At 56.7% G+C, this 20,447-nt stretch carries 16 protein-coding genes, 1 tRNA gene and 2 pseudogenes; 3 read left to right on the top strand and 16 right to left on the bottom strand.

Features of this window, described 5'->3' with window-relative positions; genetic code table 11:
* Positions 1–643 precede the first annotated feature (643 nt).
* A complete protein-coding gene (locus tag HMPREF3176_RS00765) occupies positions 644–1,252 on the top strand; it encodes a recombinase family protein (protein WP_070457434.1) in 609 nt (202 codons plus the stop codon).
* Between the two features lie 227 nt (positions 1,253–1,479).
* Here HMPREF3176_RS00765 and HMPREF3176_RS09940 read toward each other — a convergent pair whose 3' ends face one another.
* The 12 genes from HMPREF3176_RS09940 to serS form a co-directional block, all read right to left on the bottom strand.
* Entirely contained in the window at positions 1,480–3,099 is a 1,620-nt protein-coding gene (locus HMPREF3176_RS09940) for an FtsK/SpoIIIE domain-containing protein (RefSeq protein ID WP_083286150.1), read from the bottom strand.
* Positions 3,100–3,122: 23 nt separating this feature from the next.
* A complete protein-coding gene (locus HMPREF3176_RS10160) occupies positions 3,123–4,295 on the bottom strand; it encodes a hypothetical protein (protein WP_141742309.1) in 1,173 nt (390 codons plus the stop codon).
* A gap of 282 nt (positions 4,296–4,577) precedes the next feature.
* Complete coding sequence (locus tag HMPREF3176_RS10165) at positions 4,578–5,186, bottom strand: hypothetical protein (protein WP_141742310.1); 609 nt, start codon at positions 5,184–5,186, stop codon at positions 4,578–4,580.
* A 1,480-nt stretch (positions 5,187–6,666) separates the two neighbouring features.
* On the bottom strand, positions 6,667–8,001 hold the full coding sequence (locus tag HMPREF3176_RS09945; protein ID WP_141742311.1) for a tyrosine-type recombinase/integrase: 1,335 nt from the start codon (positions 7,999–8,001) through the stop codon (positions 6,667–6,669).
* 337 nt (positions 8,002–8,338) lie between these two features.
* Positions 8,339–9,070 (bottom strand): hypothetical protein, encoded by a 732-nt coding sequence (locus tag HMPREF3176_RS00775; RefSeq protein WP_034371002.1) that lies wholly within the window; start codon positions 9,068–9,070, stop codon positions 8,339–8,341.
* 102 nt (positions 9,071–9,172) lie between these two features.
* A complete protein-coding gene (locus tag HMPREF3176_RS00780; RefSeq protein ID WP_141740620.1) occupies positions 9,173–9,550 on the bottom strand; it encodes a hypothetical protein in 378 nt (125 codons plus the stop codon).
* Between the two features lie 431 nt (positions 9,551–9,981).
* On the bottom strand, positions 9,982–10,713 hold the full coding sequence (locus HMPREF3176_RS10170) for a hypothetical protein (protein ID WP_141740619.1): 732 nt from the start codon (positions 10,711–10,713) through the stop codon (positions 9,982–9,984).
* A 267-nt stretch (positions 10,714–10,980) separates the two neighbouring features.
* A complete protein-coding gene (locus HMPREF3176_RS00790) occupies positions 10,981–11,637 on the bottom strand; it encodes a hypothetical protein (protein ID WP_016663367.1) in 657 nt (218 codons plus the stop codon).
* Positions 11,638–11,795: 158 nt separating this feature from the next.
* Positions 11,796–12,275 carry a peroxiredoxin gene (locus HMPREF3176_RS00795; RefSeq protein WP_070457438.1) on the bottom strand — a complete coding sequence of 160 codons (480 nt, stop codon included), beginning with the start codon at positions 12,273–12,275 and terminating at the stop codon, positions 11,796–11,798.
* A 133-nt stretch (positions 12,276–12,408) separates the two neighbouring features.
* Positions 12,409–12,496: transfer RNA gene (locus HMPREF3176_RS00800), tRNA-Ser, on the bottom strand.
* Positions 12,497–12,555: 59 nt separating this feature from the next.
* On the bottom strand, positions 12,556–13,434 hold the full coding sequence (locus HMPREF3176_RS00805) for an HAD-IIB family hydrolase (RefSeq protein ID WP_016663369.1): 879 nt from the start codon (positions 13,432–13,434) through the stop codon (positions 12,556–12,558).
* Positions 13,431–14,690, bottom strand: coding sequence for a serine--tRNA ligase (gene serS / locus HMPREF3176_RS00810; protein WP_070435744.1), 1,260 nt, complete (start codon positions 14,688–14,690; stop codon positions 13,431–13,433). The genes HMPREF3176_RS00805 and serS overlap by 4 nt, the downstream gene beginning before the upstream one ends.
* 44 nt (positions 14,691–14,734) lie before the next feature.
* Between serS and HMPREF3176_RS00815 the strand changes: the two genes are divergently transcribed.
* Positions 14,735–15,745, top strand: a complete 1,011-nt coding sequence (locus HMPREF3176_RS00815) for a diacylglycerol/lipid kinase family protein (RefSeq protein ID WP_070435743.1) — start codon at positions 14,735–14,737, stop codon at positions 15,743–15,745.
* Here HMPREF3176_RS00815 and HMPREF3176_RS10655 read toward each other — a convergent pair.
* Both HMPREF3176_RS10655 and pheA read right to left on the bottom strand, forming a co-directional pair.
* Positions 15,694–15,831: pseudogene (locus HMPREF3176_RS10655) on the bottom strand (prephenate dehydratase); the annotation flags it as partial. The gene HMPREF3176_RS00815 and the pseudogene HMPREF3176_RS10655 sit on opposite strands and share 52 nt — an antisense overlap.
* Positions 15,805–16,719 (bottom strand): annotated as a pseudogene (gene pheA / locus HMPREF3176_RS00820) (prephenate dehydratase); the annotation flags it as partial. The pseudogenes HMPREF3176_RS10655 and pheA, both read right to left, overlap by 27 nt.
* On the opposite strand from pheA, the gene HMPREF3176_RS00825 reads away from it, so the two are divergent.
* Positions 16,675–18,711 (top strand): hypothetical protein, encoded by a 2,037-nt coding sequence (locus HMPREF3176_RS00825; RefSeq protein ID WP_070457439.1) that lies wholly within the window; start codon positions 16,675–16,677, stop codon positions 18,709–18,711. The pseudogene pheA and the gene HMPREF3176_RS00825 overlap by 45 nt on opposite strands.
* On the opposite strand, the gene HMPREF3176_RS00830 is transcribed toward HMPREF3176_RS00825, so the two are convergent.
* Together HMPREF3176_RS00830 and HMPREF3176_RS00835 are read right to left on the bottom strand one after the other, a co-directional pair.
* A complete protein-coding gene (locus HMPREF3176_RS00830; protein WP_070457441.1) occupies positions 18,656–19,618 on the bottom strand; it encodes a glycosyltransferase in 963 nt (320 codons plus the stop codon). The genes HMPREF3176_RS00825 and HMPREF3176_RS00830 overlap by 56 nt on opposite strands.
* Positions 19,615–20,439: a DUF5926 family protein gene (locus tag HMPREF3176_RS00835; RefSeq protein ID WP_070457443.1), complete on the bottom strand. Its 825-nt coding sequence runs from the start codon at positions 20,437–20,439 to the stop codon at positions 19,615–19,617. Before HMPREF3176_RS00835 ends, HMPREF3176_RS00830 begins: the two co-directional genes overlap by 4 nt.
* Positions 20,440–20,447 lie beyond the last annotated feature (8 nt).

Consider the following 20,447-nt stretch of genomic DNA (forward strand, 5'->3'; position numbering starts at 1 on the left):
GTTGCGGAATTCGACGGGTTGCCCTCATCTTTGGAGGAAGCTGTTTTTCTACGTTTTGCCTGGTCGTGGCGTTGCTGGGGCGTGTTTTGCGCTGTAAGTCTATTGTAAGGCTATGTTGCGCGTGCTCGATGTCTCCTCTCGTGTGTGTCTGGAGTGTTCTGCGTGTTCTCTCTCCTCCTCTTGTGTGTCTGGAACGTCCTGTGTGGCCTTCTCCCGCGTTTTCGTTCGTTCTGTGTCCTCTCACTCGCTTGAATGTCTTTGAACGTCTCTGTGGCCTTTCTGTCCGTTTTGCGCGTTCTCTCTCTTCCTCTTGTGTGTCTGGAACGTCCTGTGTGGCCTTCTCCCGCGTTTTCGTTCGTTCTGTGTCCTCTCACTCGCTTGAATGTCTTTGAACGTCTCTGTGGCCTTCCTGTCCGTTCTGCGCGTTCTCTGTTCGTTGTGCTTCCTTCCTCTCTCGCGCGCCTTGAATTTTCCTGTGTGTTTTCACTTGTTTTTGCCTTGCTTTGTTTGAACATCTTTTTCGTTCCTTGTTTTCTTGTGTTTTCGTCTTTGTCTTGTACATTTTTGTCGTTTCAGTGATATTTGCTCGTGAAGACAACTAGAAAGTGTCTGTGTTTGACGAGTTTTTGGGAGTGAAGGAAAAATGAAGTTTGCGTATTTGCGTGTTTCTACTGCGCGTCAAGAATTAGACAGGCAGCGTGTTATTGCTGAGAAGTGTGAGGAAGTGTTTGAAGAGAAAGTTTCTGCTCGTGCGCCTATTGAGAAACGTACTGAACTAGCGCGTATGTTGGACAAATTGCGCGCTGGAGACGAAGTGTATTGTTTGAGCATTGACAGACTTTCTCGTGACGTGGGGCATTTGCTGAAAATCTGTGACGTTATTCGCGAGAAGAAGGCAACGTTGTATTTGGAGAAGGAGCGTTTGAGAATTGCGCCGGACGAAGAAATGAGCGCTACAGACAAACTTATGCTCCAAGTGTTTGCTATTATTGCGGAGTTTGAGCGTTCTATTATGTTGGAGCGTCAAGCGGAAGCTCGTGCGGCTGCTGTTGCGTCTGGAAAGTATAGGAAGTCCCCTGTTATTTCTGAGGCTGAGGAATTGGAAATTGTGCGGCGCTATAATGACGGCGTGACTGTTTCTCGTATTGTGAAGGACTCGCCGTTTAAGTCTCGGACTCCTATTTACAATGTGTTGAAGAAGCATAAAGTGAAGCTGCGTGGCTATGAGAATTGGAAGTCTGAACGTGTGTAATTTTTGCCTCGTGAAGCTGCCAAATTTAGCCTTGTGAAGTTGTAAGACGTTGTATCCACTTAGATTTTTTCGTTTTTAAAGTGGGTACAACGTTTTTTGTTGTTGTCTAGGCGTAAATTTAGCCCGTTTCGTGAGATTTTTGTGTGTTTCTCACGTCACGGGCTTTGTGTTGTGTTGTTTGAACTTTGACTTTGCCATTGTGACTTTTGCTCAGTGGCAGAATGTGTTTATTCTTCCCAGTCGTCTAAGTCGTAGTCACTTGCGAGTTCTGAGTATGCGTCGTTTTCTTTCCTGTACTGTTTGGCGAACTCGAATAAGTCGTCTTCGCTTAAGTATGCGAAACGAATTTTCTTTGGCGTTCCTGTTTCTTCTCGAACGAAGCCAATTCCCGAGTACTTGTAGCCGTTGGAAGGCGTTGAGCGTGGAATGAGTGTTGAGTCATAGCCGTTTTCTCGTGCGCCTTCGCCTAGGAATAAGTCGTTGAAGTAGGCGTTGTCTTGTCTGAGAATAATCCAATTGACAATGTTTGCGCGTAAGTCGTCAATGTTGTTTTTGTCTGCGAATTGTGAGGCTGCGACAATGTAGAAGCCGAGTGCCCTGCCCTTCGCGGCAATTTGAAGTAAGTTGTTCCAAGCGGACTTTCCTGGCTTTCCTAGTTCGAGCAAGTCTTTCTTTGCTGAGAATAGCTCGTCAATAATGAGGAAGTTCCAGGGCGTTTTCCGTGTTGGCTTACAGTTTGTGCCAGTCTCTTTGTTGTCGTAATTGACTTTCATTGACTGTGCGCGTTTTTCCATTTCGGCGCGTACTTTGTTAATCGTCCAAACTGCGCCTTCTGCGTCTGTGGCAATGTTCTCGAAGAGTGTTGTGCCTGAGAAGAATTCAATGTCTGCGGCTTTTGTGTCAATTCCCCACATTTTGACTCTTCCTTCGTCTTGGAATTTTGCGAGTTGCCGAATGACGCCGTATAGGGGGCCGCTTTTGCCTGAGCCTGTTTGTCCGTAAATGAACGTGTGCTGTGTGGGCAAACTCCAAACGTTGTCTTCCACGTCTGTTGCGAGGGGAAGTTTCGCGGGAGTTGTTGCTTCGTTTGCCTCGAAGAATTCCTTGCCTGGCTTTTTATCTACTAATGAATCTGTCATTTTTAATCTAGCTCCTATATATGTCACTGTTGTAAGTGAGTCTGTTGCTTTCTTAATAAATTCTCTTAGTCGAAGTTGCGTTTTGAGCGCTCCTTCGAGTTTTTCAATGTCTTCTTCTGAGTGTCCTGCGAAGTCTAGTTCCACTGCGAATGCGTCGTTGGGACTTTGCCTTTTCAACACACTCAAAAGTCGTTGTTTGCGTGTTTGCGTGTGTGGGCGTTCTTGAATTCCGAACGCTAGTTTTTCTCCTTTCGTAAGCTCTCGTATATGAACGTATTGCGCTGCGTCTCGCACTTGTCTCGCTGCGTCGAAGTCTTCTGAGCGTCCAATTTTTCCTTTGCGTTTGTAGGCCGCTTTTACAGCTCTTTTGTAGGGGGAAAGGAACGCGAGTTTGTATTTTTGGCGTTCGTCTTCCTCTAGTTGTCGTACATATTGCCGTTGTGGCGCGTACATTTCGACTAGCTGCCCGTGGCTGAGTAGTGCTGTGAGTTCGTCGTGTAGCGTGAGCGGCATTTTTCTGAATGCGCAATTGAGTGCTACCCGTGTCAGCCTGAAACCGACCAGTGCGTACAGTAATAGGGCGACGAGTACGGTACAAACAATGACAACTGTTCCTGTGCCAATTTCTGCCTGTCCTGTAATTGCCGTGAATAGTGTTCCGAGTATTTCGAGCGCCTTGTTTAGCGCTGCGCCAAGTAATTGTGTCATAATTCTTTTCTCCGTTTTGTTTGTTAGTTGCGTGTGTTTCGTGCTCTGTTTGTTTCTGCCATTTGTCTGTCAATAATGTCGAAGTAGTCTGCGCCTTCTTCGTCGTATTGTGTGGCTTTGCGTGTAGTTGTTGAACGTCGCGTTTCCTTGCTGTGCTGTTGTTCGCTCACTTCTTGTACTGTGGGGGCTGCTTCTTTAGCTGCTTTCACAACAACTTTCTTGTGCGTATTGACTGTGTTCCCTTGTTTGTCTAGTAGCCTGTGAAGAATGAGCCTGCCACTTGCTTCTAGTCCAATTTTTTCGTCTGCTGTTTTTAGTGCGCGTTCGACTTGCTTGTTGCCAACTACGTACAGCACTCTTTCGTAGGCTGTTCCGTACTGAAATTCTTCTGCGTATGTCTTGAGAATTTTGACGTATTCCTCGTGTCTCTTTGGGGAAAGTTCTACCTCAATGGCAATGTTTTTTCCTTTGGGAGATGTTTCGTTTCGTAGTTGTGCGTCGTCGCGTCGAATTGCTAAGTCTGGAACTTGTACAAACTTCACGTCGCGTGCTTTAGCGTCTGGGAAAGCAATTGTCCAAAGTTCGGGAAAGTCCCTGCTGAGCGTGTGTCTTTCGCGTTTTCCGTCTCGGCATTCTCTGTCCAGTTTGACGTAACGTTTTGCTCTGTACTCGGGGAATGTAGCGCCGTCTTTGCCTTCCATTTTTAGCCGCTTTGCCAGCTTGTCTTTTGCTGTGTATGCTGAGCTAATTTCGTACTCGCTAATGACGCGCTCTAGTGGAAGTGGCTGCGCAAGTCCTAGTTTTTCGCGTAGTTCGTTCTGTACTGGGGAAATGAGCCGTGCTGCTGTGAGGGCAATAGCTCTGTAGTGTTCAAGTCTGGAAATGGAAATTCCGTTGAGTTTTCGCCAGTTTTGAATGTCGTAGTCATACATTGTTGCGAGTTCGTGGCCGAAGTCTGTTGCGCCGAACTGTTGACGTGCTGTAATTCTGTGTTTGTAGGCTTGTATAGCGCCGAGTTGTCTTAGGCTTTGAAGTTTGCGTTCTGCTGTTCTGTTGGAAATGAGTTGCCCTTCTTGTACTCCAAAGTTGTTTGCTTCTGTAACGAGCAAGTAACTTAGTGCTTCTGCGTCTGCTCCTGGGAATTTTGCGAGGAACGCCGTCATAAGTGCGTGTCCTGCGTGAATTTTGTTAGCCATTTTTTCTCCTCTACGTTGTTGTATGTTTGCGCCTATGTTTTTTGCGCTGTTAGTGTTCGCAGTCGTTGTGCTACGCGAACGTCTATGTTTCTAATATCGGAAGTTTTGGCGTGCGTGTTGCCTCTGCCTGCGCTTATGTTTTTGTCGCTGCCTGTGTGTCTGTTGCTCAGTCTGCGTGTGTGTTCGTGTGTGGAGTTTGTTTTTGTGCGCATAGGCGAGTGCCGTAGTTTCGCATAGTTTCGCATAGGCGTTGGCATAGGGAAGGCTTAGTTCTGTTAGTTTCTACTTTTCCCTTAAAAAAAGTAGAAACGTCTTAACCTTTTTTCTTTTGGAAGCGCCCTGGAATTTACTGGCCGCCTTTTCATAGGGCGAAAATTGTTCGGAGGCAAAATTGAGGAATGGGAATGTGTTGGAATGAAGTGAGTGGAGGGCTGCCCTATGAAAATTTTGGAAGCAACTTCGCGGGAACTTAGTGTCTGCCTCGTAGCCTCGTAGCCTCGTGGCGTTCGTCGTCTTCGCTGCGCCTCCGCGTCTTCGCTGGCACGTCGTTTCGTCTTCGCTTCGCGTGTTGTCAGCGTGCTTATGTGTGGCTGTAGTTTGTGTGTGGGTGTTTGTTGTTGTGACTGTTTGTATCGTCTGTTTTGGAAAATACCCGGATTTTTCCCGGATCTTTTGAGCGATATACCCTGATTTTTCCCGGAGTTTTATCCCTGAGTTTTCCCGGAGTCTTTCGATATTTCTGCCTGCGTGAAGTTTTCTCCGTGTTGTTGGCCCCTCTTGTGTTGTTGTGTTCGTGAGAGGGGCTTTTTCTTGGCTGTTTCTCGTATGTGCGTAAAATTTCCAAAAACTTGATATTATGGCTTTGAATTTAGCTAGAGTCGTAAGGCTCAAGAATTCCCCCCGTTTCTAGTTCATTGTCGGGGGGAATTTTTTTTTGCCCATTTTTGTCTGCGGAAGCAAAAAACTGAAAAACTTGATATTATGTTTCTGTAGTTTTTTGGGCGAGTCGTAAGGCTCAATTAAGGCCCCCCGAATTTTGGTGTTCTCCGGGGGGCCTTTTTTATTCCGATATTTTGGGCTGCCCACAAAAATTACAACATAGAGAGCACCTTATGACAACAACTTTTTTATTCAACACAACACGAAGAGACGGCCACTTAGTTGGCACTACGTTTGACGAGAACGGCGAAGTTCTTGTTGAAAACTACATTGTTCGTTGCCGAAAAGTTTCCTGTGAGAACGTGTATTGCCGTCGCTCTTTGTATTTGGAAGCTTGTCGTGCGCTTGAGAATTTTGTTTTTTCCAGGCGTTTTTCTACTCTTGTCACTGTTTCTCACGCTGCTGACTCAACTAATGAAGCGCGTGAAGTTGTCCAGGACGTTGTGAAGCTCCTAAGAAAACACGTGAATTCAAAGACTTTTGCTTACGTCGCTACAGTTGAGCCGCACAAAACACACAACTCTAAGGAAACTGCTAAGCAAAAGACGCTCCACGTTCATTTGCTCCTGTCGCACACTACGAAACTGTCCTCACGTTTTCTCTCAGCTCTCAAAGAAAACTTCCCCTACTCTCACGCTCAAACACGAAATACGAAAGCACAAAACTCCCACGAATACATTAACCCTGCGTATCTCATTAAGCGTTTTAAAAATTCGCGTTCTTCTCACGTAGAACTTAATGGGGGGAGAGTTTTTCTTTCTACGTCAAAGAATGTTTGGAGTACTGAGGAAACGAAGAAAGTTCAGCGTGAGGGCGAGAAGTGTTCGCGTAGTGTTGCTGCCCGTTTTGTGACTGAGCGCGTGAGAGTAACGAACGAACTCATTAGGCACAATGTCCTGTCGAAGCAAGAGGCGTGGGAGAAGTTTCGTTGTACCCGCTCTGCTAGTGGTGTGGAACTTATGATTTCATCACTAACTCGAAGCACGGTACAACGAATGAGAAAACATCAAGCGGAAATTTCACGTCAAAAAACTCTGGAAGCAAAGAAAGCTAATGAGCGAAGCGAACGAAACAATAAACGAAGCTCTTTGCCGTCGAACGTTACTTCTCTGCCTAACGTTCCTCGTTCCTGTTCGTGTTCCCCTGTGTTCTTGTGTGTGTGCCGAACGTAGCAACTCCTAGCGCGGGCTTTGAACACTCGCCTAGTAAAAAGTTCTTGTTCCTGTTTTTTGTCTGAGGAGTGTTTTCCTAGAATGTAACTATGACAAACAAACATCTCCCCATAAAAGCACCTATAGAAATCTTGTCCCGGAAGAATTTTTAGTTTCTTGTTCCGGGGCTTTGTGCTGCCCGCTTCCTCGACGCTCCTTCCAAAACTTTCCTTCTCAGCCCTCTTTCTCAGCCTGCTTCCTCAGCTTTTTTCCCTTCTTTTTCACTCTGTCTCTTTCACGTGTTGTATGCCGAATTGTCCGTGTGCTTTTGCGAGTTCGGGGACTTGTGCTTGGAGTTGTCCTGAGTAGTAGTACTGCTGCTGTACTTCTAGGCTGTGTCCCCACGTTTTTGCGACGAGTAGGGGGCTTGCTCCTGCGTCGAGAACTATTGTGGCGCTTACTGCTCGGAGTTTTCCTATTGAGAATACGTATTTTTTGGCGTTGTCTTTGACGTTTTCTTGTTGTTCTCTCAGTAGTGCTTTGAATTTGTCGTTGTCTGTCCAGTAGGAAATTGGACTTCCGTCGTCGTGTGTGAGGACTAAGTTTGAGCGTGTTGCGCCGTCGTCTTGTCCTGTTTTCCACGTGTTTTTTTTGCGTAGTTTGTCTTGTTCTTTTTTCCAGGCTTTGAGTGCTTCTAGTGTGTCGTTGTTGAGTGCGACTATTCGTGTGTTGCGTGTTTTTGTGCCTGGCCGTATTTCCCATTGTTGTGTTTCGGCGCTGTATTCGAGTATTTGGGAAACGACTATGTGTGGGGGGCTGTTGCGTGTTCCTTTTGTGAGTTGTACTTTGTCCCACGTGAGTCCTAGGGCTTCTGTTGGCCTTAGTCCTTGTTGTGCGAGCATTAGTCTTGCCCAGTACATTTTCATTGTGTCTTTTCGGGCTTTTCCTGTTGTTTTGTCTGTGCGTGTTAAGTAGCCGTTGAGCGCCAGTGTCTTTTTAATCATTAGCCCCATTGTTTCGACGGGAATTCCGGCCTTTGCTCGTGGCGCGTCTATGTCTGTGAGGAAGTTTCGTTGTATGAGGCCTTGTTTTTCGGCTTTGTTCATTGCTGCGCGCCATATGGAGTAAGCGCGTTGTCTGTTGGCGTGTGTGTCTCGTGTTGCCTCTTCTATTTTTGCCCAGCTCTCGAAGACTTTGTTGCGTGTGAGTTTTTCGAGTGGAGTGGGGCCTATTGCGGGGAGTATGTATTTTTCGAGTATGTCTGCGTCGTTTCTTCTTGTGCGTGCTGTTATTTCGCGTGTTAAGTTCCAGTGGCGTGCGTATTCTGCGAAGTGCCAGTATTTGCGGGGCGTTTCGTGGCGTTTTCTGTCTTTTGGCGTGTATGTGCGTTTTTGTTGTTCGTGTTGTATGTGGAGTGTGTGAAGTCCGCTCATTCGTTTGGCTTTGTTGAGTGCGAGTCTTTGCCAGGCTTCTTCGGGGCTTTGTCCTGTTCCTGTGACTCGGACTTTTTTGCCTTGTGCGTCTGTTATTCCTTCTTCAGCTCTCCACTTTCTGTTTCCTGTCCAGTCTGTTATTTCGTAGAGACTGCCTGTTCCTTTGCGTCTGCGTTGTGCCACTTGTGTTTGTCCTGTGTGTTGGGGCTGTGTTGGGGGCGAAGTCTTCCTACCCCGTCATAGTCTTACACACTGTAAGTCTAAGTTGGTGCGAGTTGTGGCAAAACGTGTCCTGGCCTGGGAAAATGGAGTTCAGGCAACTTCTTTGGAGGAAGTGAGGGCCCCGCACCCGGCGAGGCTGGCTGCCGTGAGAGTCGCCGCGAAAAAAACGGCAAGGGGGCGTCGTGTGCGGATGAGATTCATGAATGCGCCTCCGTGGCGGTGTGGGGTTTGAGGACTTCGAATCTTCAACATCACCGCCAATTGGCCGGTCACGTGAATTGCGCAAAGTCGACGCGAGTTACAGCAGGCCCCTGGCAACCAAGCGCAGACTGCCGTCATCGAGCCTCACAAGCGTCATACCTATGGGACTTCCATCCACAAGAAATTCGGCTGTCCCGTCGTGCCCGTCGCGGAGAGTCATACGCTCTGGGCTGGCTTCCCCAAGCGCTTCCTCTGCACTTTCCCTGTCACCCTGAGGCCCTTCCACGCTCTCCCTGAGAGGCAGTATGCAAGCCTTCTGTAGTTCTGGAGCATCAAGGCGCAACATCTTGCCTCCCTCCTCCGCAACGAGCAACCCGCAAGCCTCTTCATACTTGCCGTCGAGGACACGACGCACGAGCTCGGCGGGAAGGTCGCGACCGCGTTTTAACTCATCCTCGGTGAGGGGCGTGGGATCAACCATGGCCTTGGCGCTCGCGGGAAGGTTCTCGAGGGGTCCAACTTCATCCGCCGTTGGCTGTTCATCGTCCGGATGTACCTCACCGCCGCCAGGCGACTCGTCCTCGTCAGGCTCGGTTGTTGAGTCGCTCCGCTCGAGTGTGGTGGGACCCGCGCCACCCCCGTCGGAGGCGGCATCATTATGCGTGGGCGTCGTCTCTGCGGTGGTTTCGGCCGGAGACGTTATTGCTTCCGAGGTTGGATCGCTCGCTCCCGGCTCCTTGGTATCGCCACAGCCTGCAAGACCAAGAATAAGCGCGCCAGCGGCGGCAATCGTGCACAGCGAACGGATCTTGCAAGGAAGAGCAAACATCGTCAACCTTTCATATGGATTAAGTCGCTTGGTTTTGCCATTTCCCGCTCTAAAAGGAGTCTGTTTCGAGAGCCAGCAGCTCCCGAAACAGAGAGGAACGAGCTAGAAATTATCGACCAAAAGGCGAAGGCTGCCGTCGTCAAGCCGGGCAAGCTTCGTTGGGCTCGGCTTGCCGTCGCGTGCGAAGGTAGCTGTGCCGTCCCCATTATCGTGAAGCTCGAAGTGCTTCGGGTCAGAAGCTTCTTTCACCTGTTCCGGCGTCATGCTCTTCATAGAGGAGGAATCTATGCCGGTTTGAAGCTGAGCGGCACATTGCTCCCGGAGCTCCGGCACATCGAATCGCACAAGAGTGCCATCCTTACTCAGCACCATCATGTCGCAGACTCCGGCAGCATCCCCCGCTACCATTTTGGTCATCATCTCCTGCGGAAGCTGCAGGCCACGCTGCATCTCTTCTTGCGTGAGTGGTGTGGGATCCAATTTCGCCTTAGCACTCTCGGGGATGTCCTCGAACGAGTCGATACCTCCGGTACCCCCGGGGCTCGGTTGAGATTGGTTCCCTCCGGGTGCCGCCGGCGTTTGGTTCCCTCCCGGATCCACAGGCGGCTGCTGAGCATCGGGAGTAGCGGCTCCGGGGTCATTCGCACCCGGATTCTCACCCCCGTTGGACACCGAGGGGCTGGCTGGTGTCGCTGACGGACTTTCATCATGCCCAGGGGCGCTCGACGAGGCTGAGGGCTCGCTCGCCCCCTTTTCTTCTCTCCCCTCTTCATTCAGAGCTCCGCACGACGCGACGCTTGCGGCCAGTGCGCTAGTCGCGACTGCTACTGCGATGGTTCGAGAAATACGATTCGCAACTCTCATCTGGTTCTCCTTCGCTACTATTTCGTCGAGCTCACCGCGCAAAACTACTACTGGGCAACTGCGAGGCGAACGCCGCCATCCTTAATCTTCAGAATGTTGAAACCGAGGGGTTGGCCAGCCATTGTCAGGGCAAAGGTGCCATCACCGTTATCTTTTAGCTCATAAGTGGCAGGATCAAACATCGATCTGGCTTGTTCCTCGGTCACGCCGCTACCACCTTGGTTCTGACCCGAAAAACTGTCCATGGCTTGAACACACTTCTCGCGCAACTCGGGAGTAGTATCCATGCGACGCATCGATCCGTCAGGCTCCTTGAATACGGTGGTGTCGCAGAGCGAACTGAAATCCCCACCCGTGGTGATTGCCACGAGAAGGTCGGCCATCATCTGTTTCCCCTGCTCCTTTTCCTGATCGGTGAGGGGCGTGGGATCAATCTCGACAGGCTCGCCTAGACCTGCAAGGCCACCACTCCCAATCCCGCCGGTGCCTGAGCCCGGAGCGACTCCACCGCCGTCACTGGGAGGTGCGGGTTTCGAGTCCGTGCCACCCTGGGTCGTCGGGTTTTCCGTACCACCCTGGGTCGCCGGTTTTTCAGTTGGCTCGGGGAATTCACTAGCCGATGTCGTAGGCGCTGGCGACGAGGTTTCTGCGGACGGCGATGCAGACGCGGATTCTTTCTTTGTTTCATTGACGGCACCGCAACCGGCGGCACCCAAAATAAGCAATCCCGCGGCTGCGGCGGCGTAGAGTGCACGAGCGGTGCGTAGTGTTGCGGACATGATCGCCTTTCTTCCGGTGCGTCTGTGAGTGCGCTTCCCACACCTATGATGCGACCAAGGTAACGCCCGTTTCTGCATCTTCCTCGAGAGACACACACAGTATTTTCAGCCTGCGCAACCTCTTGCGAGAAGACAACGACCACTCCCACATTTCGAACTGTCGCCGTTAAAAAGCGAAGGTGGCTCGGTAGACGACACTACCGAGCCACCCAGGCTTGACTCTTCTCTCACCTCAGCACGGGTGACCGACCCGAACCATGGAGAGAATCAGGAAGACAGATTCCTCATGTCGACGAGCGGACCCGCGCCCTTCACCTTGAGGAGCGAGATGCCGAGATCCTGGCCCTGGAACAAAACCTTGGCAGTACCGTCCTCGTTCGGCTGGATCTCAAGGTTTTCGGGCTTCATCACCTGCTTAATCTGCTCAGCCTGATCCTCGGTGATGCCCTGGCTGGAGAGGACTCGCTCGTTCTGAGCAGCGCACTGTTCGCGGATCTCAGGGGTATCCATGCGCTCGTAGGCGCCCCCGTTCCTCGCCACCATGTTCGTGCACGCATCTTCGAACTTCTTATCGAGCGAACTGGTGAAGAAGTCGGCCACGACCTGTGCGCCCTTCTTCTTGTCTTCTTCCGTGAAGGGGGTTTCGTCAAGCTCTACGGGCGTCCCGTGAACGCTCGAAGCGACGTCGTCTCCCGTGACAACGCCGCTGCCGGAATCCGTGCTCTCGCCCGAATCCGAGGCCGAGGCTGAGCTCTCGCTCGACGTCGAGTCTTCCTTGGTCTCTGAAGCGGTCGTGGTCTCCTTCGAAGCGGAATCATCCTTCTTCGCGTCGTTGGAGGCGCCACAGCCCGCGAGGCCGAAAGCGAGCACGCCGGCAGCGGCGATGATGGAGATCGAACGGTTCTTACGCATGAAAGTAGACATCGTCAACCTTTCGTGTTGGTCAGGGCCAGCGGCCCATGAGTCTCGCCCCTCGCAGAGCCCTTGAGGTCCACATTCGTGACGCTCTCGAGATCCACAAAGGAACGCGGACAAACCTAGCATCCCCTATTTCCGTGCATTCTCAGCTTTATGGAGAGCCGTCACATTTGCGCATCGAGGTTCAGAGCATTGCGCACAAACTCCACGTGTTTCGGGGTGCCAACGCGATACTTCACTGCGGTGAGCACGCCATGAGCATCGATGACGAAGCTCGAGCGGATCACGCCCATCTTTTTCACGCCGTACATATTCTTTTCGCCCCAAGCGCCGTACGCCTCCATGACGGCATGGTCCTCATCTGCGGCCATCGCAAAAGAAAGATTTTCTTTTTCCACGAATTCCTCCACCTTCTCAATCGGGTCGGGGGAAATGCCGAGAATACGCGCACCATTCGCAGTGAGTTCTTCGGCATGATCTCGAAGGTCGCGCGCCTGACGCGTGCACAGCGAGGTTCCGGCGGCAGGGTAAAACCAGATGAGAGCACTCTCGCCGGCAAGGTCAGCGAGTGTGATTCGACCACCGCCGGCGAGCGGGAGGTCGAAGTCGGGGGCCTTATCGCCCGGAGCGAGTTTGACGTTCATGATTGTCTCCTTAGTGGGCTCGACTCTCTCGATCGTACGTATATACGCGGCAGAGAATACAAAACCCCGCCTCCGGCGTGCCCAGCACGTCGAAGACGGGGAACAGCACACGGCAAGCCCTTGTGCTCTAGTGCGGAGAGTAAGGGATTTGAACCCTTGGTGCAGGGTTGCTGCACAGCGGTTTTCAAGACCGCCACATTCGGCCGCTCTGTCAACTCTCCTTGCGCCGCTTGCGAGGCGCCCGTACATCCTACCCGACGCGCTATCGGGCTGGAGAAAACTAGCGGGGGTCAGCAGAGAGAAGGTGGCGCAGCACTAGTTCTGCGCCGTGGTCGTCAATGCTGAGGGTCTCGGCGTCGGCGTACGACTTCACGCGCTCGCTCGCCTGGCCCATTGCCACGCCGACGGCTGCCCAGTCGAGCATTTCCACATCGTTCGAGCCATCCCCAACTGTCACGGTGTGCTCGGGATCCACGCCAAGGCGCTCGCGCAACGCTTCAAGCGCACTGGCCTTCGTCGTGCCGGGCGCTGACATGTCGAGCCAGCTCGACCAGCCCACGGCGTATTCACAGCCGCTCACGCCGGCGCGCTCGACGATCCGCGCGAACTCATCGAGGGGAATATCGGGTGCTGTCACGACGACGCGCACGACCTCTTTCGCCCCGAAAAGCTCCTCGATACTCGCCGGTTCCGCTTGGATGCCGAAGTCGAGATCGTCGAAGCTTTCGGTCCCTATGAAGCCACCGCTCGCCCTCTCAATCGCGAATCGCGCCGTGGGGACGGCCTGATACATAGCGCGTAGCGCGGGCTCGGGGTCAAAAGTAACGGTCTCGACAATCTCGTAGTCGTCGTCGCCGGCCCCGGTAATTTTCGTGGTCACGGCACCGTTCGCGCTCACCGACCAACCGTCTGACACGCCCGCCACACGCACGATCGGGAGGGTCGTGTTGAGCGAGCGGCCCGTCGCGATCACGATGTGGTGGCCGGCCTCGCGCACCGCGTGAAGCGCCTTCTTCACCCGCGGGTCCATGATGCCGGCGTGGTCAACGAGGGTGCCGTCCACGTCGAGGCCAATCAGGGCTCGGTGCCCCGCGAGAGGCTCGAGCAGAGCGCGAAGGTGCGCCTCGTCAAAGCCCTTGGTGCTACGCGCGGGACTCATCGAACCTCGAAGATTTCGCGGCCACCAAGGTAGGGACGCAGCCCCTCGGGAACCACGACGCTGCCGTTGGCCTGCTGGTGATTCTCGAGCAGCGCGACGATGAAGCGGGTCGTGCCAAGAGTGCCGTTGAGGGTTGCGACCGGGCGCAGCGCCCCGTCCACTCGCTCGCGGATGTTGAGGCGGCGCGCCTGGAACTGCGTGCAGTTCGACGTGGACGTGAGCTCGCGGTACGTGTTCTGGCTCGGCACCCACGCCTCGCAGTCAAACTTGCGGGCGGCGGATGTACCGAGATCGCCCGCGGCGGTGTCGATCACGCGGTAGGGCACGTCGATGAGGTCCATCATCTCGCGCTCCATGTCGAGGAGCCTCTCGTGTTCCTCGTAGGAGTCCTCGAGCTTGCAGTACGAGAACATCTCGACCTTGTGGAACTGGTGGACGCGGATGATGCCGCGCGTGTCCTTGCCATAGCTCCCAGCTTCGCGGCGGTAGCACGCGCTCCACCCGGCGTAGCGCAGGGGCCCATTGTCGAGGTCGAGAACTTCGTCGCGGTGATAGCCCGCGAGTGCGACCTCGCTCGTGCCAACGAGGTAGAGGTCGTCGTCCTTGTCGAGGTGGTAGACCTCGTCGGCGTGTTCGCCGAGGAAGCCGGTGCCATCCATCGTTTCAGGAAGAACGAGGGTGGGCGTGATGACGGGCGTGAAGCCCGCGCGAGTTGCCTTGTCGAGTGCGGCGTTGAGAATCGCGAGCTCAAGCTGCGCGCCCACCCCGGTGAGGAAGTAGAAACGCGAGCCGGAAACCTTCGCGCCGCGCTGCATGTCGATCGCCCTGAGTTTTTCGGCGATGTCGAGGTGGTCGCGCACGTCGAAGTCGAAGGTCGGGATCTCCCCGTGGGTTTCGCGGACCTCAAAGTCCTCTTCGAGCCCTTCTGGGGCACCTTCCGCGATATTGGGGATCGCGCGCAGCGCCTTTTCACGCGCCTCTTCCGCTTCACTCGCGCGCTGCTCGAGGTCCTTAACCTTCTGGCTCAGCTCCTTCGCTTCCGCGACGAGGGCCTGCTTCTCCTCGCCCTTGGCCTGAGCGACCTTCTTGCCGAAGGTTTTCTGTTCGGCACGCAGCGACTCGAAAGACTGCGTGGCCTCGCGCCAGGCCTGGTCGGCTTCGAGCACGGCATCGACGGTTTTGGGGTCGCGGCGTCGCGCTTTCTGGGCCTCGCGCACGCGTTCGGGGTTCTCACGGAGCAATCGCAGATCGATCATGTTTTCCAGGGTACAGTGCCGCGCCGTCCACGTATGCTGGAGCGGTGGAAAAACTACACGTTGGGGTCGTCGTCAACCCGTCAAAGCTCAAGGATGTCGCCGAATTTCGCGGCCGGGTCGTGAGCCACGTCTTCAGTGTGGACCCGGATGCACAGGTGTCGTTCTACGAGACGACCGTGGAGGATGCGGGCTTCGGTCAGGCTCGGCAGGCGGTGTCCGACGGCTGCTCGGTTGTCCTTGCGGCCGGCGGCGATGGCACGGTGCGCCTTGTTGCGGCGGGGCTTGCGCATACCGACGTCGCACTCGGGATTGTCCCGATGGGCACCGGAAATCTTTTCGCGCGCAACCTCGACATTCCGATCGATAATCTGCGCGGCGCGGTCAGGGTTGCCCTCACGGGTGAGGCCCTCACGGCGGACCTCGGTTACCTCCAGCATGGTGAGAGCCTCGAGGGTGCGAACAAAGCGAAGGAAGAACCGTTCCTCGTGATCGCGGGTTTCGGTTTCGATGCGGTCATCATGGAGAACACCAACTCGAAGCTCAAGAAGGCCGTGGGCTGGCTCGCCTACGTGGTGGCGGGAGCGAAGAAGATCGTGGGCCGCGGGCAAAGCGTCGACCTTGAACTCGATGGTCGGTCACCGAAGACGCTCAAGGCCCGCACGGTCATGATCGGCAACGTGGGGCGCCTTCCGGGCGGTATTACGCTCATGCCCGGAGCTGATCGCTCAAACGGCTCCCTCGAGATTCTCGCCCTCGACTGGAAGGGCGCGGCGGGCTTCTCGCAGATTCTCGGCCAGCTCGTGCTTCCGGGAGGACCGAAAACTCTCGCGAAAATCTCGAATCACCGCACGTTCCAGGCCCGCGAGGCTGTCGTGAGCACGTCGAAGGCTCTCCCAGTGCAGGTCGACGGCGACTACGTCGGCAACGCCACGCACCTCGTGACGCGTGTCGATGCGGGCGCGCTCCTCATTCGCTGTGCCCGGCCCGCTAGGCGGCGTCAGTCTCGCGCGATGAGCGCCTCGAGACCCGCAACGAAGCTGCGGGCTTCCTCGTAGGCCGTGTCGGTGTTGTGGTCGACGACGTAGGGCACTGAACCGTCGGCCCGGCTGTAGGAGCCGAGGAACACGATGCGCGAGCAGATGCGGTGCAGGCCGCGCAGTGCCGAGGCGACTCGGCGGTCCTCGATGTGGCCCTCGAGGTCGAGGGAGAAGGAGTAGCGGCCGAGCGCGTCACCGATGGGTCTTGATTCGATGCGGGAGAGGTTCACGCCGTTGGAGCTGAGCACCTCGAGCATCTCGAGGAGGGAGCCGGAGCGGTCGTGAGCGAGGTGGGCGACGATCGTTGTTTTGTCCGCGCCCGTGCGCGCGGGGATGAGACCGTCGCGCTCCACGAGCACAAAGCGGGTTTCGGCGCCTTTCGTATCCTCGATCCCCTCGGAGACGACGTGCAGCCCAAAATGTTCGGCGGCGAGCGGCGAGCAGATCGCCGCGGCGGTGCGGGCACGCGGATCTGCATGATCAAGCTCCGCGATCTCACGGGCCGCAGCGGCGGTCGAAAGCGCGGGCTGCGGCGATGCACCGGGAATGTTGTCACGCACGAACCCCTGGCACTGGGCCTGCGCATGCGGGTGAGAGTAGACGGCCTCAAGAGCGTCGAGGCTCGACGGCACGCGCGTCGCAAGCACAAAGGTGATGGGAACTATCTGCTCGGCCACGATCGTGATGCCACCGGTTGCGGCGAGCACATCGAGAGTGCCTGAGACCCCTCCCTCGACTGAGTTCTCGATCGGGGCCATCATTGCGTCGACGTCGCCGGCAACGAGATCGCCGATCGCTTCGGCGACGCTTCGGTAGGGCACAAGCGTGTGCTCCCCATCGTCGGGTCGCACCGGCAGCGGACCCATGAGCGCTTGGAGGAGTGCCTGATGGGTGAAGGTTGTCTCGGGGCCGAGGAATCCATATCGCATGTCACTAAGAGTACGGGCATGTGCGCGATCGCTACGCTTGAGTCCATGCACGACACCTCTCATGCGCGTGAGCGCCTCGCGGGCGCGGCCATTGTGGCCGCGTGCCTCGCGCTCCTCGCTGCACTCATCCTTGCCCCTTCCCTCCACTGGGGAAGTCTTCGCAAGGACGCGGCACCCCCCGAGGGTGCGGTCCACACGGTGTTCGTGACAAGCGGCCTCACGTGGAATGACATCACGAAAGAGGACACCCCGGCCCTGTGGTGTTTTGCCGAGAACTCCGGCACGGCAGGGCTCGCCCTCTCGAGCGAATCGGTCATGCCCACGAAACGTCAGGGACTCGCCACTCTCGCCACGGGCACGCGCACACCGGCACTGCCGCACGCGAGCACCAACGGGGCGAGCGGCACACCGGGAGAAGTCGAGCGGTCCGACGCCACCTCCGCCCTCGCCGAAGTCGGCATCTCTCTCGTCGATCTCGGCGACGTCGCAACCGGTCGAGGAGTGAGTAGGCTCGAGCACGAACGAAGTGTTCGCGACATCGATGCAGCGTTCGCGAAGTACGCGGGCGATTGTGGCGAGCGCGGAGTGGCACTCGCGAGCGTCGGCTCCCTCAACCCCTCCCCCGCGGACACGTACGAGGTGGAGCATACGCGCGGCTACGACGCGCTTCCCGCACCGCTCAACCTTCAGGTGTACATCGATTCGCGCTGGGGTCCGGCGTTTCTCACGAGCCCGTCGACGCGCCAGGTCGGCGTCATCATGAATCTTGACCTCGCGGCGAGCTTCACCGGCACGGAGCAGCTCGGTATCGGCCGAGCCGCTGTCGGATCCCCCACCACCAAAGGCACTCAGTTCGCGCACGCCCGCGAGGTCACGTTCGCGTCCCGCACCACCGAGGATTCCCTCGCCCCTCTTCTCGGCGCGATCGTCGCGGTCCTGCTGATCGCGGGTGTCCTCGCGCGGCATGTCCCGGCGGCGCGGAATGTCGCGAACGTCAGTATCCTCGCGATCCCCGTGGGGTATACCTCGAGCATCCTGCCGCTCAGCACCCTCGTTAACCTCGGCATTCATCCTCTTCTCGCGATCGCGGCGTGGACGATCATCGGCACAGCTGCGCTCGGCGCAGGCCTCACTTTCGGCGTACGCCTCCTCACCTCGGCGCTCCCCGAACACAGTCGCCGGCTCCTTACCCCCGCACTCGCGGCTCTCATGACGGCCGGCGCGATCCTCCTCGACGCCGCGCTCGGCTCGCACGCGAGCTTCACCTCGCTACTCGGAAATCAACCGATTTACGGCGGACGGTTCTACGGGTTGAGCAACCACATCACGGGAATCACACTCGCGGCATGGGCGCTCGGGGTGGGCATGCTCATACACGCACTTCCCACCTTCACAGCCGGCCGGCGAGCGGGATTGGCACGCGTCACTCTCGTGGCAGCGACGGGCCTGATCGTGGGGCTTTGTTCGATCGCGCCGGGCATGGGGGCCGACGCCGGAAGCGCCCTCATCTACGCCCCGGTGACCCTCGTGGCCTGCCTCGCCCTGAGTGGGATCCGGCTGCGACCGTGGCACATTCTCGCCGCACTCGCGGCGGGAACAGGGGTGTTTGCCCTCGCGGGCGCTCTCGACTACATGCGCCCCGCCTCCTCGCGCACGCATCTCGGCGAGTTCGTCGCGACGCTCGTGGACGCAGGATCGCTCGCGGGCGCCGCTTCACAGTTCTGGGCCGTGTTTTCGGATCGCACGATGCGCATGCTCGAGCCGCTCACGCTCTATTCGCCACTTCTCATGGCACCACCGGTGCTCGCGGCCATCGCAATCACCTACGGCGCTGTGCGGCGGGGGCGAATCGCGCACGAACTCCCCCACCTCTATGCCATACGCCTCGCGGCCATAGCTGGCGCGTGGATCGGGGCGCTCACGAACGACACCGGTCTCGTTCTCGTGGGCCTCGCCTATGTCGTGGGCCTCGCACTCAGCCTTGCGGCTCGCGCGGCACTTACTGCTCGGGCTCCTCGCGAGGCTCGTCCACCGTCTCCTCCGAAGGAGCTTTAACCTGCGCGTTCTTCTCGAGGGACGGCACCGCGAAGTGCTTCACGGGAGGGTTCTCCACGAACTCGGGCGCCTCGGTGCGATCGCCCGTGAGCGTGCGCACCTCGCCGTCCTCGCCAAGCGGATCATTCGGCGAAAGAGACCGCCGCTTCGAGAGCGCGCGCATGACGTCCTTCAGCTGGTTTGCGCGATGAAGCTGAGAGCGCAGGTCCTTACCGGTGGCGCGATGCGTGAGGTCGGCAGGGATCTCCTTGACCCAAAACCCCTTGTGAAGCGCGTCAATCGTCAGGCCGGTTTCCACGCCCCACCCAGCGGCGAGAGGCTGCACGGCATCCCAGGTTTCGCGCGTGATACAGCGCGTTCCGCTGAGAGGCTGCACGGTCTCGAACCCGGTGGCCTTGCGGATTCCGTTGCGGGCCGTTTTCACCACCAAGCCCATGCCAGCTGTGCCCTCCTGCGCGGGGAGCGTCGCGATCGCCATATCCACGCCGTCCTCAAGGACCGCCTCGACGAGCGGCTGCGCACCTGAGGCCGAATCCTGCATGTCGGCATCGATAAAGAGAAGCGCGCGTGGCGGCTCGACCGCCTGGCTGGGGATAGCGGCGTCGTTGAGCCGTTCGGCGTGTTCGGTCTCCTCGCGCATGTGCACGACCCGCGCACCGGTCGCCATCGCTGCCGCCTTGCCGCGATTGGTGCGGTGACGCACCACTACCGCACCGGCACCCTTCGCAAGAGCCGCCGTGGCATCGGATGAGCCATCATCGACAACGACAACGAGGTCGACGCCGCGGATCGTGAACGAGGCGGCAACGGTCCGTTCGATGCGTTCAGCCTCATCTTTCGCGGGGATGACAACCGCGACCCGCGTGGGTCGCGCACCTCCCATCTGCGCGGCGTCGACGCCGGTCATCGCAGAGTCACCTCGCGCGCGACGATACCGCCGCGAGCGCGTCGCTCAAGTGCCGTGAGCGGCTCCTCGCTCGACAGCGCCTCTTCGAAGCGCTTCAAGAACTCGGGAACCTCGTTCTCCACACCCTCGACTCCGAAGCCCTTCGGCAGATCCCACACGGGGATCGTGAGGCCATCGGCGCGGAACGAGCCCACGTAGCGCGTACCTTCGCCGATGCCAGACTGACGCTTCGCGTGCAGGCGCGCAACCGCGTCGATCACGCGGTCTTCGCTTTCGTCGAGAACCCAGCGCAAGTGCTCCTTCGGGCCGGCATCAACCCAGTACGCGTGCGGCAGCCCGCCGACGGCGGCCGTCGGCATAATCGCTTCGTTCGCCTTCTCGAGCCCCTGCTCGATCTGCTCGGTACGCTCCGCCCCCGCTCCGAGCCAGTACTCGAACGAGTCGTGCACGTCGACCGTGTAGCCCTCCTCAATCACGAGGAGATCCTGGAGACGCGGGGAATCATCCGCGACCTTCACCGTCGTCACTGCCGTTCCGGGCTCCGAATCGAGCGCCTGCTTGAGGGCCGCGCCAAGACCGCGCGAGGTGTCGTTACCGGGAACGCTCGCCTGCATGCCGAGCATGACGGTACCGTTGTCACGCTTGATCGCAGCCCAGTTCATGGGGAGGATCGTGGCGATCACGGCATCGCCACCTCCGAACTCGGGGGCGATCTTCGCATCGAGAGTCGCCGACGGAATGAGCTGGCGCATCGCGACGAGATCGTGCTCGGCGATGAGGCCTTCAAACGGGCGGCGTACGAGATTAGTGCTAGAAGTCATGGCCCAAG

Source organism: Dermabacter sp. HMSC08H10, assembly GCF_001807585.1.
In the GTDB taxonomy this organism is placed as follows: Bacteria; Actinomycetota; Actinomycetes; order Actinomycetales; family Dermabacteraceae; genus Dermabacter; species Dermabacter hominis.

Coding starts and splice junctions, on each gene's coding strand:
- HMPREF3176_RS00765 (WP_070457434.1), top strand. CDS start 644: ATGAAGTTTGCGTATTTGCGTGTTTCTACTGCGCGTCAAGAATTAGAC.
- HMPREF3176_RS09940 (WP_083286150.1), bottom strand. CDS start 3,099: ATGACACAATTACTTGGCGCAGCGCTAAACAAGGCGCTCGAAATACTC.
- HMPREF3176_RS10160 (WP_141742309.1), bottom strand. CDS start 4,295: ATGGCTAACAAAATTCACGCAGGACACGCACTTATGACGGCGTTCCTC.
- HMPREF3176_RS00775 (WP_034371002.1), bottom strand. CDS start 9,070: ATGTTTGCTCTTCCTTGCAAGATCCGTTCGCTGTGCACGATTGCCGCC.
- HMPREF3176_RS10170 (WP_141740619.1), bottom strand. CDS start 10,713: ATGTCCGCAACACTACGCACCGCTCGTGCACTCTACGCCGCCGCAGCC.
- HMPREF3176_RS00790 (WP_016663367.1), bottom strand. CDS start 11,637: ATGTCTACTTTCATGCGTAAGAACCGTTCGATCTCCATCATCGCCGCT.
- HMPREF3176_RS00795 (WP_070457438.1), bottom strand. CDS start 12,275: ATGAACGTCAAACTCGCTCCGGGCGATAAGGCCCCCGACTTCGACCTC.
- HMPREF3176_RS00805 (WP_016663369.1), bottom strand. CDS start 13,434: ATGAGTCCCGCGCGTAGCACCAAGGGCTTTGACGAGGCGCACCTTCGC.
- serS (WP_070435744.1), bottom strand. CDS start 14,690: ATGATCGATCTGCGATTGCTCCGTGAGAACCCCGAACGCGTGCGCGAG.
- HMPREF3176_RS00825 (WP_070457439.1), top strand. CDS start 16,675: ATGTGCGCGATCGCTACGCTTGAGTCCATGCACGACACCTCTCATGCG.
- HMPREF3176_RS00830 (WP_070457441.1), bottom strand. CDS start 19,618: ATGACCGGCGTCGACGCCGCGCAGATGGGAGGTGCGCGACCCACGCGG.
- HMPREF3176_RS00835 (WP_070457443.1), bottom strand. CDS start 20,439: ATGACTTCTAGCACTAATCTCGTACGCCGCCCGTTTGAAGGCCTCATC.